The sequence below is a fragment of the Nocardiopsis oceani genome (assembly GCF_054777395.1).
Map to the genome: position 1 here is coordinate 23,806 of NZ_BAAHAR010000032.1, position 18,931 is coordinate 42,736.

The 18,931-nt window shown below is 71.3% G+C and carries 11 protein-coding genes; 4 read left to right on the forward strand and 7 right to left on the reverse strand.

Features of this window, described 5'->3' with window-relative positions; all coding sequences use genetic code 11:
• Positions 1-134: 134 nt before the first annotated feature.
• Positions 135-2,381, reverse strand: a complete 2,247-nt coding sequence (locus tag ACYVDG_RS19785) for a cytochrome c oxidase assembly protein (protein ID WP_460755098.1) — start codon at positions 2,379-2,381, stop codon at positions 135-137.
• 402 nt (positions 2,382-2,783) lie between these two features.
• Here ACYVDG_RS19785 and ACYVDG_RS19790 point away from each other — a divergent pair, with 402 nt between their 5' ends.
• The 4 genes from ACYVDG_RS19790 (at position 2,784) to ACYVDG_RS19805 (ending at position 7,303) form a co-directional block, all read left to right on the forward strand.
• Positions 2,784-4,013 carry a dihydroorotase gene (locus tag ACYVDG_RS19790; protein ID WP_460755101.1) on the forward strand — a complete coding sequence of 410 codons (1,230 nt, stop codon included), beginning with the start codon at positions 2,784-2,786 and terminating at the stop codon, positions 4,011-4,013.
• A 161-nt stretch (positions 4,014-4,174) separates the two neighbouring features.
• Positions 4,175-5,290 carry an alanine dehydrogenase gene (ald, locus tag ACYVDG_RS19795; RefSeq protein WP_460755324.1) on the forward strand — a complete coding sequence of 372 codons (1,116 nt, stop codon included), beginning with the start codon at positions 4,175-4,177 and terminating at the stop codon, positions 5,288-5,290.
• A gap of 345 nt (positions 5,291-5,635) precedes the next feature.
• Positions 5,636-6,763 carry an enolase C-terminal domain-like protein gene (locus tag ACYVDG_RS19800; protein WP_460755104.1) on the forward strand — a complete coding sequence of 376 codons (1,128 nt, stop codon included), beginning with the start codon at positions 5,636-5,638 and terminating at the stop codon, positions 6,761-6,763.
• An 84-nt stretch (positions 6,764-6,847) separates the two neighbouring features.
• The gene (locus ACYVDG_RS19805; protein ID WP_460755108.1) at positions 6,848-7,303 is read left to right on the forward strand and encodes a MaoC family dehydratase; all 456 of its coding nucleotides are present in this window, start codon (positions 6,848-6,850) and stop codon (positions 7,301-7,303) included.
• Between the two features lie 93 nt (positions 7,304-7,396).
• On the opposite strand, the gene ACYVDG_RS19810 is transcribed toward ACYVDG_RS19805, so the two are convergent.
• From ACYVDG_RS19810 to ACYVDG_RS19835, 6 genes are all read right to left on the reverse strand, one after another.
• Positions 7,397-9,004 carry a glycosyltransferase family 2 protein gene (locus ACYVDG_RS19810; protein ID WP_460755327.1) on the reverse strand — a complete coding sequence of 536 codons (1,608 nt, stop codon included), beginning with the start codon at positions 9,002-9,004 and terminating at the stop codon, positions 7,397-7,399.
• A gap of 140 nt (positions 9,005-9,144) precedes the next feature.
• Positions 9,145-11,163, reverse strand: coding sequence for a glycosyltransferase family 2 protein (locus ACYVDG_RS19815; RefSeq protein ID WP_460755114.1), 2,019 nt, complete (start codon positions 11,161-11,163; stop codon positions 9,145-9,147).
• Between the two features lie 236 nt (positions 11,164-11,399).
• Positions 11,400-13,004 (reverse strand): glycosyltransferase family 2 protein, encoded by a 1,605-nt coding sequence (locus ACYVDG_RS19820; protein ID WP_460755330.1) that lies wholly within the window; start codon positions 13,002-13,004, stop codon positions 11,400-11,402.
• Between the two features lie 104 nt (positions 13,005-13,108).
• Entirely contained in the window at positions 13,109-15,136 is a 2,028-nt protein-coding gene (locus ACYVDG_RS19825; RefSeq protein ID WP_460755119.1) for a glycosyl transferase family 2, read from the reverse strand.
• Between the two features lie 115 nt (positions 15,137-15,251).
• Entirely contained in the window at positions 15,252-16,289 is a 1,038-nt protein-coding gene (locus tag ACYVDG_RS19830) for an O-methyltransferase (RefSeq protein ID WP_460755122.1), read from the reverse strand.
• A 217-nt stretch (positions 16,290-16,506) separates the two neighbouring features.
• Positions 16,507-18,579 (reverse strand): acyltransferase family protein, encoded by a 2,073-nt coding sequence (locus tag ACYVDG_RS19835; protein ID WP_460755125.1) that lies wholly within the window; start codon positions 18,577-18,579, stop codon positions 16,507-16,509.
• Between the last annotated feature and the right edge of the window lie 352 nt (positions 18,580-18,931).

The following is an 18,931-nucleotide window of genomic DNA, read 5'->3' on the forward strand; positions in this document are numbered from 1 at the left end:
CCAACACCGGATCTCCCGCGAGGTCCAGGGATCTTGGCTGTCCGGAGAACGATTCTGCCCTCAGAAAAGAGCGACGGAGACGCGCCCGGTCGGGCGCGCCCCCGTACGGGTTCGGCTGCTGCTGTCCGGCCGGTTCAGTCCTTGGACCGGCCTTCGGGGTCCTCACCGGTGCCTGAGCCGCCAGTCCCTGAGCCGCCAGTCCCCGAACCGTCAGTCCCCGAGCCCCCGTTCTCGGAGCCCTCGGCTTCCGGGTTCTCGGTCTCCGGTGCCTCCAGCGTGGTGGTCGCCGGGCCCGACTGCTCTTGGGCGCCGGGGGCCCGAACACCGCGCGAACGGCGGTCGAGCTCGGCCAGGTACTCGTTGTAGGCGTCCATGTCGGCGTCATCGGAGCCGCCGCGGCGGCTGTGCCGCGCCCTGCGGCGCTCCTGCCGTTCGTCGTCGCGCGACCACTGCACGACCATCGCGAGCATCACCATGAGCGTCGGGATCTCGCCGAGTGCCCAGGCGATCCCGCCGCCCGCGTACTGGTCCATGGCCGGGTCGGTCATCCAGGGGATCTCGAACTGGCCGTAGTACTGCATGGCCATCGGCGCCGCCTGCTCCATGATCGCGATGCCGAAGAAGGCGTGGAAGCCCATCACCACCAGTAGCAACAGGATGCGCAGCAGGTACGGGAGCTTCCGGGGGCCCGGGTCGATCCCGATGATCACCCAGTAGAAGAGGAAGCCCGAGACCAGGAAGTGCAAGCCCATGAGCAGGTGACCGAGGTGGTCGTTCATCATCATGGGGAACAGCGGCGTGAAGTACAGCGCGTACGGGCTGAACACGAAGATCGGGGCGCCCACCGCGGGGTGTGTCACGAAGTGGGAGAACCGGCTGTTCAGGAACGCGTTGAGCCACTCGCGCGGTCCCCGGTCGCCCCGCTTCTCGGCGGGCCGGAGCGCGCGCAGGGCCAGCGTCACCGGTGCGCCCAGCACGAGGAGGATCGGGGTGACCATGGCCAGCACCATGTGCTGGATCATGTGCATGGAGAACATGATCATCGCGTAGGTCGCGAATCCGCTGAGCTGGACCGCGACGATGGTCAGCAGACCCGAGACAAAGGCGACGGTGCGGCCGACCGGCCACTTGTCTCCCCGCTTGACCAGCCGGTAGACGCCGCCCAGGTACAGGGCTCCGGCGATCACGACGAACATGATGAAGAACAGGTCCGGCCGCCAGAGGGTGAGGATCGTCTGCACGCTCATCTCGGGCGGGATGGGGAAGCCCAGGATGGCGGCGGCCGGGTCCACGGTGTCCTCCATCGGCGGGGGCGGCGAAGTGCGGCCCAGGCCGACGGAGATCCCGATGACGGCGGACATGATGAGGACCTCGACCGCGGCCAGGCGCAGGAAGATCCGGCGGCGGAACGGGTGGCCGGCCTTACCCTCCGGTGCCCCGTCGATGCGCACCAGCGCACGGGTGCGGTGGGCGTAGCCGAACACGCCCAGGGCACCGAAGAGGACGACCTTCACGACCATGATGAGCCCGTACTCGGTGCCGAACAGGTCTTCCAAGGAGTACAGGCGCGCCAGGGCGCTGGCCGCGCCGCTGATCGCGACACCGACGTAGGCCCACAGGGCCAGGCGGCTGAAGCGGTGGGCGGCGACCGCCGGGTCCTGGCCGTCCTTGCGGGTGGCGTGGTAGGTGACCACGGCCAGGCCGCCCACCCACACGCAGATGGAGATCAGGTGCAGGGCCAGCCCGGTGACGGCCAGCTCGTGGGAGCCGGAGGAGGCCGAGTGCCCGGTCAGGGCGGGCGGGGTGACCGCTACCAGGGCCGCGCCCAGCAGCCAGAGGGCGCCGGTGGCGGTGGTGGTCGTGCGGCCGAAAAGCGCGATGCCCGTCGTGATGAGGATGACGAACATCAGGGCGATGCCGCCGGACACCGAGCCGGCGTAGGCGGTGACCTCGTCGATCGTGGCCTCGCCCGCCGGTTTGGCGAGGAACTCCGAGGCCTGGAAGTAGAGGGTGGCCACGGTGCCGAGGGTCCAGGCGAGGGCGGTCCAGGTCGCGCCGCGGACGTAACCGGTGGCCTGCTCGGTCAGGCGCCCCTTCTCCGAGGCGAGCATCACGACCGCCATGAGCAGGAGGCCGATGGTCAGGACCGCGGCTGCGTCCATGACCGTCTTCGCGATGGGCATGCCCCAGCGGACAGCTTCACCGGCGTCTGGCAGACCTGGGATGACCTCGGGGAAGACCGAGCCGCCCAGGATGAGGGTGGCGCCCAGTGCGGTCGTGCACACGAGCGCGGCAATCAGGACGTAGAGGGGGACGTTGGCCGTGCCGGGGGCCTCGTCCTGGCGTTCCAAGGATGTGTCCTTCACAGAGGGAGGAGCCACACAACACTCCGTTGTCGATTGCGGTCAGCTAGCAGGTCAGCGCTCTTGGCCGTGGTGGCCACCCCACTGCTGTCCAGGCAGGGATCCGGCAGGGGCCGTGCACGGAGGAACACCTCGATCAAGGTTAGACCGTTGACTACACGGTGTCGGACTGGGTGCCCCGCGCCAATCCCCCTTTCCCCACCGGCTTCGCGTGCGGTCGTGGGCGCCCGGAACCGGGCGGGTGGGGAAAGTGACGTTTCCCCCTTCTCCGAGAGGCCTGCACGATAGGCTCGGCTTCCCCGGGAGAGGCCGCGAACCGCCCCCTCGATACCGCGATTCTCGCTGCCGTGCCCCTGCGCGGCCTCGCGACGGCACCCGCCTCTCAGCCGCACCGCAAGCGCACGACGAAGGGGGAGGGCGATGCCCGAGTTCGACAGTGTCATCCGTTCGAGGCGCGTGGTGGCACCGGACGGGGTCCGGGCCGCCGCGGTGGGTGTCCGCGACGGCCGGATCGAGGCCGTGCGCCCGTACGAGTCCGATCTGCCCGCGCGCGAGGTCGTCGACCTCGGAACCACCGCCCTGCTGCCCGGCGCGATCGACCTGGACACCGGTGTGCACGCACCCGGCCAGGAGTTGTCCGAGTCCTACCGTCTGGTGGGCGAGGCGGCGCTGCGCGGCGGCGTCACCTGTGTGGTGGCCTCTCCTGCCCCTGGGCGTCCCGCCATCACCTGCTCCGCCACCCTCCAGGTGCACCAGCGGGCGGCCGCGAGGTCGGCCGTCCCCGTGGCCTTCCTCGGCGGGGTGACCCAGGGGACGGGGCCGCTGGACCTGGCGGACCTGCAAGCGGGCGGGGTGGTGGCCTTTCAGGGGTCACTGTCGGACGGGGGCGCCCCGGACATGGGCGCCTTGGGCGACGCCCGGTTGCGCAAGGCGATGGCTGAGATCGCCACGCTGGACGCCCTGCTGCTGGTGCACGCCGAGGACGCACGGGAGCTGGGCACCCCGCCGGTGTCGGCGGACCAGCGGCCGCCCCGGGCCGAACGGCGCGGGTTGGAACGGGTGATCGCGGCGGCCCGGGTGGTGGGTGCGCGTACCCACGTGTCCCCCTTCACCGCGGCCGAGTGCGCGGCGCTGCTGGCGGCCGCGGGTTCGGTGGGTGTCGAGCTGACCGCGCACACCTGTCCCCACTACCTGTGCCTGCCCTCCGAATTCCCCGGTCCGGAGTCCCCGGTGCACGCCTGTCGGCCGCCACTGCGTTCCGACGCCAACCGGAAGGCCCTGTGGAGCGCGCTGCGGGAGGACAGGTCGGCGATCCGGACCGTGGGATCAGGCCACCGGCCCGCGATCGGGCTGCACACCTTGGAGTGGAGCCTGTCCGCGCTGTGGACGGCGCTCCGCAAGCGGGGCCTGTCCCTGGTCGACCTGAACCGGTGGACCGCGCGCGCCCCGGCCGAGCTCATGCGTTTGGGCGGGAGGGGCAGCATCCGGGAGGGCTTCGACGCCGATCTGGTGGCCTTCGCGGAGGACGAGGCCGTGATGGTCCCGGGGTCGGACCCGAGCCCCTACGCGGGGATGCGGCTGACCGGACGGGTCGAGCGCGTGTGGCTGGCGGGCCTGCCGAAGGGGAACGGTTCGGGAGAGGCGGTGTAGGGCACCGGGGATCCACACGGATATCCCCGTGTCACACCCCACACAAGGCACTTACAGCCTGTCAACATGGCAACGCATACCTATGCACAATGGCGATAGCGTTCACGCGCCTTCGCAGGTCACAGTGGGAGGTATCGATGGCGATACCAGTTGGAGGAACCGTGCGCATCGGCGTGCCCCGTGAGATCAAGAACCACGAGTACCGGGTAGCGATCACCCCTGCCGGGGTCCACGAACTGACCCGTCGGGGCCATGAGGTCTTCGTCGAACACGACGCCGGCCTCGGCTCCTCCATCACCAACGAGGAATACGAGACAGCCGGTGCCACCATCCTGGGCACCGCGGACGAGGTGTGGGCGACCGGCGACCTGATCCTCAAGGTCAAGGAGCCCGTGCCCGCCGAATACCACCGTATGCGCGAGGGCCAGACCCTCTTCACGTACCTGCACCTCGCGGCGTCGCGGGAGTGCACGGACGCGCTGCTGGAGCGCAAGGTCACCGGCATCGCCTACGAGACGGTGCAGCAGTCCGACGGCTCGCTGCCGCTGCTCGCCCCCATGTCGGAGGTGGCCGGGCGCCTGGCCCCCCAGGTGGGTTCGGTGACACTGCAGCGCCCCAACGGTGGTCGCGGCGTCCTGATGGGCGGCGTGCCCGGCGTGCGTCCGGCGCGGGTCACCGTCATCGGCGCGGGTGTGTCCGGTCTGAGCGCTATCCAGATCGCGGTGGGCATGGGCGCGGACGTGACCGTTCTCGACCTCAACGTCAACAAGCTCCGCCACGTGGACCAGCTGTACCGGGGCATGGTCAAGACGGTGGTGTCCAACGCCTTCGAGCTGGAGCTGTGCGCCCTGGAGTCGGACATGGTGATCGGCGCGGTCCTCGTCCCCGGAGCCAAGGCCCCCAAGCTCATCACGAACGAACTCGTCTCCCGCATGCGGCCGGGCGCCGTGTTGGTCGACATCGCGATCGACCAGGGCGGATGCTTCGAGGACTCCCGCCCCACGACGCACGACGACCCGACCTTCACGGTCCACGACACCGTGTTCTACTGCGTCGCCAACATGCCGGGGGCCGTGCCGAACACCTCCACCCACGCCCTCACCAAGGACACGCTGCACTACACGGTGGCCTTGGCGGAGAAGGGTTGGAAGCAGGCGCTGCGGGACGACGCGGCCCTGGCCGAGGGCCTCAACACCTTCGACGGCGACCTCGTCTACGCCCCCGTTGCCGAGGCGCACGAGATGAAGTACCGCGAACTGTCCGAGGTTCTCGCCTGACACGGCGGGGCTGAGCCGCGGAAGCAACCGGGCCGGGGGAACTACCGGGCGGAAGCAGGCCTCAGGACTACGTGGGGTGGAGGTAGGGCGTACGCGTCCCCTCCGCCCCACCGTCATGTGGGCCCTCAGCCGTGTGGGGGCCCGCGGCCCGAGCTGCCTCGGCGCGGTTGAGGTCTGCCCTCGGCGGTACGGGTATCCGTACGAAAAGTCACAAAGCCCGTCCGACCAGGCTGCCCGTTGGCTCGGCGGGGTGGTCGGCCCGACCCGGCGGGGGTACCGTCGAATGGTGGGCCCTCCGACCTTGGGGCCTGTGACCGGGCCCCGACCTCAGGAAATGGGACTGTAGTGACACACACCGGCGCGGTAACGGTGACCCGGATCGTCGAGCTCGAGCTGGTGCGGCTCCGGCCGTCGCTGGCCGGTCGCGGTGCGGGCCGGGCGGCTCCGGTGCTGGTCCGGGTCTCGGACGGCGCGGTGAGCGGTTGGGGTGAGGTGTCCCGGGCCACCCCCGAACAGTGGGACGCCCTCTCCCGCACCTTCGCGCCCGCGCTTCTCGAGCACTCGTGGCGCCGCCCGACCGAGGTGACCGAGGCCTTCGCCGACCTGCCCTGGGACCCGGCGCTGGTGGGTGCCCTCGACTCCGCCTGCTGGGACCTGTGGAGCCGTCAGCGCTCCACGCCCTTGGCGCACGCTCTCGGCGGGGAGCGGACCGCTCTCACGGCCGGGGTCTCCCTGCCCAGGCAGGTGACCGTGGAGTCCGTGGTCACCGAGGTGAACCGCCAGGTCGGTGCGGGGTTCCGGAGGATCCGGCTGGAGATCGAGCCGGGCTGGGACACCGATGTGGTCCGGGCCGTACAGGGCAGTTTCCCGTTCCTGGTCCTCCAGGTGGACGCGGGCGGCCGGTACACCGAGTCCGAGGCCCATCTGGACGCGCTGCGTTCGTTGGACAGCCTGGGACTGCTGGCGATCGAGGACCCCTTCGCCCCCGACGACCTTGCCGCGCACGCCCGGCTCAACGCCGAGTTGCGGACGCCGGTGGCGCTGCACCGCCCACTCTCCTCGATCGAGGACCTCCGGGACGCGGTCCGGGCCGAGGCGGGCCGGGCGGTGAACGTCGACCCGGCCCGGGTGGGCGGCCTGACCGCGGCCCGGAGGGCGGTGGATCAAGCGGTCGACGCGGGCTGGCAGGTGTGGTGCGGTTCCTCCGCCCTGACCGGGGTGGGGCGGGCCGCGACGGTCGCGTTGGCGTCGCTTTCCGGGGCGACCCTGCCGGTGGAGATGCCCGGGGCCGGGACGCGCGGCCGGGACCTGGTGATCCCTCCGGTCCGCGCGCACGACGGGGTCGTGCCGGTGCCGTTGGCGGAGCGGGGCCTCGGACACGACGTCGACCGCTCGCTACTGTCCGGGTACACGGCGCGGACCGTGGTGCTGGAGTCGCGGACGACGCGGAATCCGGGTGCCGCCACCCCGTAAGGGAGCAGCCCTGCACTCCCCTAACCGAACACCGTTAGGTAGAGTGGCGCGCACCATAACCCCCGATGAACGTGGAGGCTCTCGGTGCGCGTATTCGCCGACATCAACGAGGTCATCGCCGCCCAGGGTGAACACCTGGGCCACACTGACTGGCTGACCATCGACCAGAGCCGCATCGACAAGTTCGCCGACGCGACCGAGGACCATCAGTGGATCCACCTCGACGCGGAGCGAGCCGCTGAGGGCCCCTTCGGCGCCACCATCGCGCACGGGTTCCTGTCGCTGTCGCTGCTGGCCCACTTCTCGCAGAGCATCTTCTCGCTCACCAAGAAGCCCCAGATGTCCATCAACTACGGCCTGAACAAGGTGCGCTTCCTCCAGCCCGTCACGGTGGGCTCCCGGGTACGCGACGGCGTGGAGCTGACCGAGGTCAAGGAGACCCCCAAGGGTTACCTGGTCAGCACCGCGCACACGGTGGAGATCGAGGGCCAGGAGCGTCCCGCCCTGGTCGCCGAGAGCCTCGGGCTCTGGGTGCCCTGACCGACGGTTCGAGGGGGCGGGTCTCCCGCCCCTCCGCAACCGTGCGCGCCGCTACGGCGCCCCAGCACTGCCGCGCCCCTGCTGGCCGGAGCTCTACCGCGCCAGTCTGCGCAGCGCCCTGCGGACCAGCCCCGGGGTGAACCAGCGCAGCTTGCGCTCGGCCCGCTCCGCGCGTCGGCGCATGCGGTCGCCTCGGGCCGTGGCCTGTTCGAGCTGGGCGCGCAGTTGGGCCACGCTCTCCGTCGCCTCGCCCTCGGGTGTCCCGGAGAGCTCCGCGGGTTCCTCGATGACCCCGGTGGCGGGGGCCCAGTGCAGGCCGAAGAGCTCCTCCACCAGCCGGTCCAGGTCCCGACCGCTCGCGTCGGGTTCCAGGTGGCGGGCTCGGGCGTAGGCGGCGGTGCGTTCCAGGCGCAGCACACCCTCGTCGGCGAGCGTGCTGCCCGGCAGCGGCGCGCACAGCAGTCCGGCTCCGGTGCTGTCGGCGGTCCGCACCAGTTCGGCGAGCGCGTCCCGGGTCGGGGTCGGCCCCGCTCCCAGGAACAGGCGGAACGGCACCCGCGGGTCCGGGCCGGGTTCGATACCGGTGAAGCGCACCCGGGGGTCGCCTCGGAAGGTCTCGTGGGCCAGTCGCAGATCGAGCAGGTCCTCGTCCAGCAGCGGCCGCCGCCCCTCGTCGAGGCGGGCCCAGGGGCCGCGCAGCCACAGGCGCAGGTCCGGGGTGGAACCGTCCAGGAGCGCGGAGGCGGTCGTGTCGACCTCCTCCAGCGTGCGGCCCGCGACCTCGAGAACCACGTCCACCAGGGGGACGTCCCACTGGCGTTCGGGGCGTTTGCGGCGCAGGTGGAAGTCGGGCACCCGGTTGGCCACGAACGGCTTCCGGAAGCGGGTGCCCGCATCGCGCTGCGTCTGCATCTGCGAGCGCCCCAAGTGCCAGCTGCTGGTGTCCAGGTCCGGAACGAACACGGCCCCGTGCTGGGCGGCGCGGTGGCCGAACTCGCTGTCACCGCCCAGGACGAGATCCTTGTCCATCCCGCCCACGGCGTCGAACAGGTCGCGGTGCAGGGACCCGGTGGCCCCGACGAACACCTTGTAGGCCTCGTGGTGGGCGGTGCGCAGGCCGTCCTTGCGCTGTGTGAAGGACTCCACCCAGTGCGGGTCGGCGCTCTCCCTGTCGAAGAGCTCCTCGGCACGACCCGCCCCCACCTCCGCCCGAACATGCTCGGGGGTCAAAGCCGCCGGATCGAAATCCACGAAAAGCTTGTGCCCGAGAGCAACGCCGTAATCGATCAGGTGATGCCAGCGCATCTGGGACTCCACATGCTCCCGATAGACCAACATGTCCGCATCCAAACGCAACACCACCTGCCCCGACGAAGCAGCAACCCCGGTATTGACCGCGTGCGCCGAACCCCAACCCCCCGGAGCCGAGGACAACAACTTCGTGTTCTCCGGACACACCTCCGGCAGAACCAACGGCTCAGGCGAACCGTCATCCACCACAACCACCTCCATGAGATGCGCCGGATAGCTCTGAGCAGCCAACGAAGCCAACACCAGCGCCAGCTTCTCCGGATGCCCATGCGCCGGAACCACCACACTCACCGACAGCGCCGGCACCCACTCCCCCAACACCGCAGGCTCCAACAACGAATAATCATTCCGCCAGATCCGCGGCTGGGCTGTCGCGGGCCGTTCCGGAATTCCCCGGCCCGGCGCTCCCTGGCCCGCTGATCGCTGTTCCGGCAACCCCTGTTCCGCAGGTCGCGGTTCTGTCGATCCCGGCCCCGGGCGCCCCGGTTCTGTCCGCTCCGACTCACGCAGCGGAGCGTTGTCTGAGGTGGTCACCGGTGTCCTCCCGTGTACTCGACGCTCGTGTGGTCTCCCAAGGGGGCGGGTTCGCCTTCCAGCAGGGCGCTGGGCCGCCAGCCGGACCACTGGTGGGAGTTCCTGCGCAGGAAGTAGCCCAGGTCCGCGGACCAGGTGTGGCCCTGGCCGGCCCGGCGCAGCAGGTAACCCAGGCCGTGGGTACGGTAGATCCGGCCTCCGTTGCGGCGCACCGCGAAGAGCAGCTGGCTGTCGATCGCCCGAGGGATCGGGCGGAAACCGCCCACCTCCTCCAAGACCGACCGGTCGATGGTGATGGTGCTGCCGACCACGTCCGGTGAGGGCTTCTCGGACCGGTAGCTGCGCCAGACCGTCAGGTCCAGCTCCTCCAGGTACACGAGGTCCTGGCTGATGCCCACGACGTCCGCACCCGAGTAGGCGCGGGCGAGTGCCATGTCGGCGAGGTGGTCCGGCCCGTACCAGTCGTCGTCGTCCCACTTGGCGATCACGGTGCCGGATGCACGGTCCGCCGCCTCGTTGAGCACCGATCCGAACACCCGGTCCGCCTCCGCCTCGTACACGCTGATCGGCACGCCCGTGGCCGCGAAGGCGTCGACGGCCGACCGCACTTCCGGCAGAGCGGCGGGGAACCCGTGCAGGGCCAGGACCACCTCGAACCGCGCGCCCCGCTGGCGGGCGATCTGGGCGAGGGCGAAGCCCACCATCTCCGGGCGGCGGGTGCACATCATCACCGTCATCCGGGGTTCGGGCGGGACCGGCACACCGGCGCGCGCGGCCAGTGCCCGCCAGCGGGCGGCCTGACCGTGCGTGCGCAGGGCGGCCCGGCGGAGGCGGACGCTGTGCTCCTCGCGGGTCAGGGGTTCGCGCAGGTCGGTCTCGGACACCGAGGTGAGCAGGTCACGCAGGGGTTGCCCGAGTCCCGCAGCCCAGCTGGGCACGGGGCCGCTGACCAGGGGGACCCCTCCGGCGGCCAGGTGGGCCACCGCCCGGACGGCGGCCGTGGGGCCGCCGTGCCCGGACCAGTCCACCCGGATACCGCGCAGGTAGCGGACGTAGCCGATGTCGAGGTCGGTGATGGTGCCGTCGGCAGGGACGGTGAACAGGATCCGCTTTCCCTCGCACACCACCGCCCGGTCGAAGCGGACGGTGAGGTCCCCCATGGGGCCGCCGGCCTTCTTGGTGAAGCCGGCGGGGTTGACGGCGCGCTCGTCGATGGGCGCGACGGTGGTCACGGGGTCGGGTTCGGTGACGCGTGCGGCACGGGCTCCGGGCACGGCCAGCGCCGCCCAGGAGCGGGATTCGGTGGTGGCGACGTCCACGTGGGGGACGGCCGGGTCCTGCCACTCCGGCAGTCCGGTGCTGTCGTCGACCCGGGCCACCAGGTCGGCGATGGGGGTGACCCGGCGCTTCGGGATGGGTCCGGTGGCGTCGACCCCGGTGGAGGAGACGTCGCCGGACCGCCACAGGGCACCTTCGGGGCCGTGGACGGCGCCGAGCGGGACGTTCCGGGGGCCGCGCCTGCGTCCGCCGGTACCGCTGAGGACGTGGTCGAGGGCGGTGGCGGTCTCGATGGCGTTGGGGAAGTACAGGTCGCAGAGCCAGCCGCGCTGGCCGACCCGCCGAACCCTCAGTTCTTGGAGGCCGTGCCACTCGTCGATACCGGGCGGGGCCGGGATGAGCGGCCCTTGGTGGCCGGGGGTGTCGGCGACCGCAACGACCAGGTGGACGGTGGGCGGAAGGTGGGTGGCGGTGGTCAGGGAGCGGCGCAGGTCGGTGAAGCTGGCCGCGACCACGGCGATCAGGCCCACGGCCTCCGGTTCGCCCGGACCGCCCACCCCCGCCACGTCCACGGGGTCGCCCAGGCGGTGCGTGTCCAGGTCGATCAGGTGGTCGTCGGGGCGCAGGCGCAGTCTGGAGAGTTCCCGGAGCGAGGCTCGGTGGTCTCCGGTGTGGCACAGGAGTGCGGGTTCGTCACCGCGGGTGCGCAGGGCCTGGCGAACGACGGAGGTGATCATCGGGCGACCTCGGTTGTGTTGGCTGAGCGGGACGGGCGCCCGTGGGGGCGGGCCACTCTAGAAACACAGCGTAGCCAAGATGGTTACACCCAGTGATGCCTAGTGATGGGCGTGTCGGGTGGGGAGGAGGCCCTGCGCACCCGACACACCAGGGATATCGTCCGACAGGGGGCGACGGCTCGGGGCCGCCGGGCCGGCGGGACCGACCCGGCCGGGCCCCGTTCAGCGGGTCCGGTTCAGCGGGCCAGTTTGCGCAGCACCCTGCGAGCCAGCCCCGGGGTGAACCAGCGCAGCTTGCGCTCGGCCCGCTCCGCGCGGGCGCGGAGGCGGTCGGCCTCGACCAGGGCCCGTTCGAGGCGCTTCTCGAGTACTTCGGGTGTGGTTCCCGGCTTGTTCCCGGGCTCGGTCTTCGCGGCGGCCACGAACCGCTCCCCCGGGATCCAGTGGGTGCCCTGGGTCTCCTCCACGACCCGGTCGAGCCCGCCGTCAGCGGCCTCAGTTGCGAGGTGGCGGGCGCGGGCATAGGCGGCGGTGCGCTCCAGCCGCAGGACCCCGTCTCCGGCCCGGGTGGCGCCGGGCAGGGGCGCGCACAGCAGCCCGGCGCCTTCGCGGTCGATCTCCTTCACCAGGTCGCGTAGGGCGTCCTTGGCCAGGTGGGAGCCGGCGGCGACGGTCAGGCGGAAGGGCACCCGCGGGTCCAGAGGCGGCTCGGTACCGGTGAAGCGCACCCGCGGGTCGCCTCGGAAGGTCTCCTGGATCAGGCGCGGGTCGAGCAGGTCCTCGTCCAGCGGTGAACGGCGGCCGTCGTGGAGAGCGTCCCAGGGGCCGCGCAGCCACAGGCGCAGGTCCGGGGTGGAACCGTCCAGGAGCGCGGAGGCGGTCGTGTCGACCTCCTCCAGCGTGTGGTCGGCGGCGTCCAGGACCACGTCCACCAGGGGGACGTCCCACTGGCGTTCGGGGCGTTTGCGGCGCAGGTGGAAGTCGGGCACCCGGTTGGAGACATAGGGCGATCGGTAGCGGGTTCCGGCGTCCCGTCGGGTCTGCATCTGGGTGCGTCCCAGGTGCCAGCTGCTGGTGTCCAGATCCGGAACGAACACGGCCCCTTGTTGGGAGACGCGGTAGGCGAACTCGGTGTCGCCGCCCAGGACGAGGGCGGCGTCCAGGCCTCCGGCGGCGTCGAACAGGTCGCGGTGCAGGGACCCGGTGGCCCCGACGAAGACCTTGTAGGACAGGCGTCCGGCGGTACGCAGCCGGTTGTGCTGGTTGATGTGGCGCTCGACCCAGTGCGGGTCTGCGCTCTCCCTGTCGAAGAGCTCCTCGGCACGACCCGCCCCCACCTCCGCCCGAACATGCTCGGGGGTCAAAGCCGCCGGATCGAAATCCACGAAAAGCTTGTGCCCGAGAGCAACGCCGTAGTCGATCAGGTGATGCCAGCGCATCTGGGACTCCACATGCTCCCGATAGACCAACATGTCCGCATCCAAACGCAACACCACCTGCCCCGACGAAGCAGCAACCCCGGTATTGACCGCGTGCGCCGAACCCCAACCCCCCGGAGCCGAGGACAACAACTTCGTGTTCTCCGGACACACCTCCGGCAGAACCAACGGCTCAGGCGAACCGTCATCCACCACAACCACCTCCATGAGATGCGCCGGATAGCTCTGAGCAGCCAACGAAGCCAACACCAGCGCCAGCTTCTCCGGATGCCCATGCGCCGGAACCACCACACTCACCGACAGCGCCGGCACCCACTCCCCCAACACCGCAGGCTCCAACAACGAATAATCATTCCGCCAGATCCGCGGCTGGTCGGTGAAGTCCGACTCTCCCCGCGGCAGGCGCTCTCCGGGGACGGCGGCTCCTCCGGTTCCGGTGCCCTTCCCCGATGTGCTCTCTCCGGTGGAGGGGCCGGAGGCGGGGAACGTGTGCTCGTCGGTACTGGTCAAGGGTGTCCCCCTGGGTGCTGTGCGGTGCCGATCGGCTGCTCCGCGGAGGGCGCGCCGCGTCCCAGCGGGGCGGGTTCACCTTCCAAGAGGGAGCTGGGCCGCCAACCGGACCACTGTCGGGCGTAGTTGTGCAGGAAGTAGGCCATGTCCTCGGACCAGGTGTGTCCGCCTCCGGTGCGGCGCAGCACGTAGCCCAGTCCGTGGGTGCGGTGGACTCGTCCGCCGCCACGGGTGACGGCGAGGAGCAGTTGGGTGTCGATGGCGCGCGGCAGGGGGCGGAAACCGCCGGTCTCCTCCAGCACCACGCGGTCGGTGAGGATGGTGCCCCCGGCGATGAAGCGGGTGGTGGTCTCCGCCTCCCGGCTGCGCCACACCGTGAGGTCGACCTCTTGGAGGTAGACGAAGTCCTGTCCGGTACCGACCAGCTCAGCACCTGAGTAGGTGCGGGCGAGGACGAGGTCGGCCAGGTGCTCGGGGCCGTACCAGTCGTCGTCGTCCCACTTGGCGATCAGGTCTCCGGAAGCACGGGCGACGGTGTCGTTGAGGACCGCGCCGAAGATCCGCTCGGTGGGCGCCTCGTGCACGGTGATCGGCAGTCCGGTGGCCGCGAAGGCGTCGATGGCCGACCGCACTTCGGGCAGGGTGGCGGGGAACCCGTGCAGGGTGAGGACGGCCTCCAGGTCGACACCGCGCTGCCTGGCGATCTGGGCCAGGGCGAAGCCCACCATTTCGGGGCGGCGGGTGCACAGGATGACCGATACCCGCGGCTGGGGCGGCACGGGGATCCCGGCTTCCGCCGCGAGGGACCGCCACCGGGTGCGCAGGCCGTGCGTGCGCAGGGCGGTGCGGCGCAGGCGGACGCTGTGTTCCTCGCGGGCGAGGCGGTCGGTGAGGTCGGTGTCGGTGGCCCGGGTGAGCAGCGCGGTGAGGGCGTTGCCCAGCCCCGCGGCCCAAGCGGGGACGGAGGCGCAGATCAGGGGGACGCCGCCGGCGGCCAGGGAGGCGACTGTGCGCACGGCGGCGTGGGGGCCGCTGTGCCCGGACCAGTCCACCCGGACGCCGCGCAGGTGCCGCAGGTGGGAGAGGTCGACGTCGGTGACGGTGCCGTCCTGGGCTACTCGGACCAGGACCTTCTTGCCCTCGCGGACGACGGCGCGGTCGCCCTCCAGGGTGAGGTCGCCGAGGGGGCCGTTCTCGGCCTTGCCGAAGCCGGTGGGGTTGACGGTCGCCTCGTCGACGGGCGCGATGCGCTGGACGGGGTCGGTCCGCGGGACGGCGGCCAGCTGGGCGGCCCGGGTGTGGCCGTCCGCCCCGGTGATCCCGGCCCAGGAGTCGGTGTCGGTGGTCGTCCGTTCCAAGGCGGGCACCGACGCGTCGGACCAGGCGGGGTTCTGTCCGTCGTGGACCCGCAGGGCGAGGTCGGCGACCGGGGTGACCCGGCGCAGCGGGACCGGCCCTTCCGTCGCCACGCCGTGGACGCCGGTGTCGCCGGGGCGCCACAGTGCCGCCTCCCGGCCGTTCACGGCGGCCAGGGGTGTGACCGCCGGACCGCGGCGGCGCCCGCGGGTGCCGTGCAGGACCGCGTCCAGGACCGGGGCGGTCTCGGTGGCGTTGGGGAAGAAGAGTTCGCACACCCAGCCTCGGCGGTCCACCCGGCGGACCCGCAGTTCCTGGAGGTCGCGCCACTGGCCCATACCGGGGCCGACCGGGATCGGCGGCTCCTGGTGCCCTGGCGTGGCCACCAGGGCCGCCACGACGTGCACGGACCTGGGAAGGCGGGCGGCGGCGGTGAGGGTGCGGTTGAGGTCGGTGGTGGTGGCCGCGACCACCGCCACCAGCCCGGCGACCGCATCGCCGTCGAGTACGGGGGTGCCCAACAGCTGGGCGTCCAGGTCCAGGAGCACGTCTCCCGGCGCGGTGGGAAGCCCGGCCAGTTCGGCGCGGGTGTCGGCGCCGGTGTGGCAGAGCACTGCCGGTTCGCGGCCGCGGGCGCGCAGGGCGTGCCGAAGGACGGTGGTGATCATCGGGTGGCCTTCGCTCGGAGTTCGGTGGCGCTGGGCGGTGCGGCGGGAAGGTCGGGACGTGGGGCGCGGTACGGGAAAGTCGGGACGGGAGCCGAGGGGACGGGCCGGGTACGGGTCAGGGACCGTGGCGGGTGAACACGTGGGCGCCCTTCTCCGCCGGCTCCTCGGTGCGGCACAGGTCGGGGTGCTCGGAGAGCCAGCGTTCACCGAGCGCGCGCTCGTCGGGGCGGGCGGCGTCGTCGAGGACGACCACCGCGTCGGCGGTGCAGTGCGGCAGGAGTGCGGGGACCGCCGGGTACCTGGCCTGTGCACCGGTCGCTTTGGGAGGGCCGTCGATGAACAGCAGGCCGATGCCGTCCAGGTCGGTGAGACGGGAGACGTCGTACCACTGGGGGGCGGACTCGACGGGGTCTTCGGGGTCGAGGCCGGAGAGTTCGGCCTTGACCTCCGTGAGCGGGGCGTGCCGGATCTCGACGGTGTCGTCGAGGCCGTGCGCGGCGACCAGGTCGCGGCTGAGGTCGGCGTACCGGGCCTCGTGCTCGATGGCGACGAGCCTTCCGGTGCCCGCCCGGCGCAGCGCGTAGCCGATCCACACGCTGGAGGCCCCGCTACCGCACTCGACGACCAGCTCGGGGCGGTCGCGGTCGATGAGCCGGACGAGTAGGCGCAGGACGTCCGGGGAGGCGGCCCAACCGCGCAGGGGCGGCATGAACGGGGCCACGTCCAGGTGGTCCCTCAGTTCGGCCCAGGCGACCTGCTGCTCGTAGTCGTCGCGGCCCTGCACTGTGACGGCGTGCTGGATCTCGCGGGTGGCTTTGGGAAGGGAGTGCTCTTGGAGGCGGGTGAGGCGGTCGCGGACGGCCTCGAGGGAGCGGGTGGTCTCGAGCCGGTCCTGGCCGAGTACCTCGGTGACCCGCCGGGTGTGGCCGCTGACGGTGGTCGACAGGGCGCGCACGGACCGGTTGAGGCGCCACAGACCCGCGCCGAGCGCGCAGACCATCCCGCCCAGCAGGAGTAGCGCGGCGACGATCACTGCCTCCGCCCAGCTGAGTACCGAGAGCGCGCCCAGTGCCGTCGGTACGGCGAGCACGGCGAGGCCGAGAACGGCGGCGACCGCCAAGAGGGGCCGGAGTCTGCGGCGAAGGGAGCGCACGGGGGACCTCCACGGGTGTCGTGGCAGTGGGATCTGGGGGAGCCCCGGGACCTTTTAAATCCCGGGACCCTTTCGACACTAACCCCTCAAAACACACCCGGAGCCTTTCATCGGGGAATTCGAAACCCGTGTGGCCATCAATTCCCCCGGCGTTCACCGACGCAACATCAGAATGTCGTTTACGGGCCGCTCACAATGCCCGTGAACGCCCGTCGTCCTACCACCCGGTGGCCTGGACCAGAGTTTCCTCCATCACCGGCGCCAGGGTCTCGGCGTACGTGGCGGTGACGTGGGAGTGGTCCCAGAACACCATCACGTTGCCGACCACCGCGTCACAGGAATCGTCGGGGCACACGTGTTCGGTGAGGTCGGCGAGGGTCACGTTGGGCGGCAGCTCGACCCGGGTGGCCGGGTCGACGTCCTCGTGGCTCTCGGACACCGGGACGGTGCAGCTCTCCAGCGGAGAGCTCTCCACGCACTCTGCGCCCTGGTAGGGCAGGCGGGGCAGGTCGCGGATACCGACCACGTCGATACCGAGGTCGTTCAGCCACCACCACACGTCGGTGTAGCCGGGGTGGACCTCGTCGGACGCCCGGGTGGACCTGGTCGAGGACAGCAGGGCGGCGTCGGGCTGGAGCTCCTCCAGCTCGGCCATGGCCTTGGCCTTCCAGGTCTCGCACTCCTCGAAGGGCTCGCCGTCGCGGTAGGACTGGTCCATGCCGAACGGGCAGCCGCTCTTGGTGAAGGAGACCAGTCGCCAGCCCTGGGCCTCGGCGGCTTCCGCGACCGCCGGGTACCAGTGCGCGGTGCGCGAGGCGCCCACCAGCGCGAGCGTGTGCTCGGCGTCGGTGGGACCGACATCGCACACCACCAGCTCGTCCTCGGCCAGGTTGACGTGGCAGCCCTGTTCGTGGTGCCAGGACAGGTCCTGCTTGGCGTCGGCCGGGTCGGGCCGCACCGGGACCTCCGGCAACACCTCGGACAGCTCCGGCGCGGAGACCACCTGCGCGCCCGGGTAGCTCTCCGGTGACCCGGCTTCCTGCGCGCGGTCGACCCGTTCCCGGTCCAGCCGGTCGTTCCACATCACGGACGCGATCAGGACCGGGACGACCAGGGTCGCGGCGATGCCGATCGACCATCCGGGGGTGCGGCGGCGGGCGGGCCGGGTGAACCGGTCCAGCCCGTTCTCGACCAGCCGGTGGGTGAGCCAGGCCAGGCCGATGGACAGCAGCAGGACGCCCAGCCCGCCGAGCGGCGAGGCCAGGGGGCGGCCGGTGACCTCCAGGTAGACGACGAGGATCGGCCAGTGCCACAGGTACAGGGGGTAGGAGAGTTTGCCCAGGGCGGTCAGGGGCGCCCAGGTGAGGAACCGGTCGGCACCGAAGCGGCTGCCGGTCGTGCCCGCGAGGATCACCAGGACGGCGGCGCCGGTCGGCCACAGGGCGATGTACCCGGGGAAGAGGGTCGAGACCGAGACGAGCATGCCGCAGGAGACTAGGGCGGCCAGGCCGAACCAGCCGAGGAGTACCCGCAGCCGCACGGGCAGGTTGATCCGGTGGACGACCAGGGCGAGGATCGCGCCCAGGGCCAGCTCCCACAGCCGGGCGCCGGTGTCGAAATAGGCCCAGGCCTGGTCCTGAGCGGTGATGTGCACCGAGTAGGCCAGGGAGAGGGCGAACACGAGCGTGACCGTGCCGAGGACCGCCGCGCGCAGGGGCAGCCGGACCCGGGAGGCGACCAGCGCGGTCAGGGCGAGCAGGACCGGCCACAGCAGGTAGAACTGCCCTTGGATGGACAGCGACCAGAAGTGCTGCACCGGACTGGCGGCGGCCTCCCGTGCCAGGTAGTCGACGGCGTTCCGGGCGAGGGCCCAGTTCTCGTAGTACAGGGCCGCTGCGCGCACCTCCGCGAGGATGTCGCCCCAGCGCGACCGGGGCAGCCAGAGGTACATCGCCGCCATGGTCGCGACGAGGACCACCACCACCGAGGGGATCAGGCGGCGGGCGAGCCGGGTCCAGAACGCGGCGAAGCGGATCCGCCCGTCGCGTTCCATGCCCCGGATCAGCGACCCGGTGATGAGGAAGCCGGTGAGCATCAGGAAGACGTCCACGCCGCCGGAGACCCGGCCGAACCAGATGTGGTAAACGGCCACGAGGAGGACGGCGACGGCGCGCAGCCCTTCGATCTCCGGTCGGAAGCCTCCCCCGCCCCGGTTCGGGCGGGCGGTGTCGGCTACGGACGGGATGTCGGGCGCCTTCACGGCGGGCGCCCCGGGCGAAGTGGTGTGCATGAGCGGTGGCGGCCTCGGGAGATCTACGGAGTTCCAGGAGATGATTCGCCGAACGATACTTATGAGGCGTTTTGCTTACTCGAATTCGGCGATGAATTCTCGCCTTCCCCGATGCCCCGGCGGTGAATGGCGGGCGAACTCCTGGACAACGCTTCTTGGAAGGTCGGCGACGGTTGCGCCGACGGACGGCCCGGCCAGGCTAAGACCGCTGCGGGGACGCCCTCGGGATCGAAAAAACCCAGGAGTTTCCGCGTGAAAGGTGGTGATTCGGACGGCGGCCGGTGGGGAAGAGGAAGGAAGGAACCGGGTGGCACGGGTGCCGTAGTGGAAGCGGCGCCGAGCACACCGGAGG

Bases quoted from the DNA above. Each gene is read 5' to 3' on its own strand.
- ACYVDG_RS19790 (WP_460755101.1), top strand. From the start codon at position 2,784: ATGCCCGAGTTCGACAGTGTCATCCGTTCGAGGCGCGTGGTGGCACCG.
- ACYVDG_RS19835 (WP_460755125.1), bottom strand. From the start codon at position 18,579: ATGCACACCACTTCGCCCGGGGCGCCCGCCGTGAAGGCGCCCGACATC.
- ACYVDG_RS19825 (WP_460755119.1), bottom strand. From the start codon at position 15,136: ATGATCACCACCGTCCTTCGGCACGCCCTGCGCGCCCGCGGCCGCGAA.
- ACYVDG_RS19815 (WP_460755114.1), bottom strand. From the start codon at position 11,163: ATGATCACCTCCGTCGTTCGCCAGGCCCTGCGCACCCGCGGTGACGAA.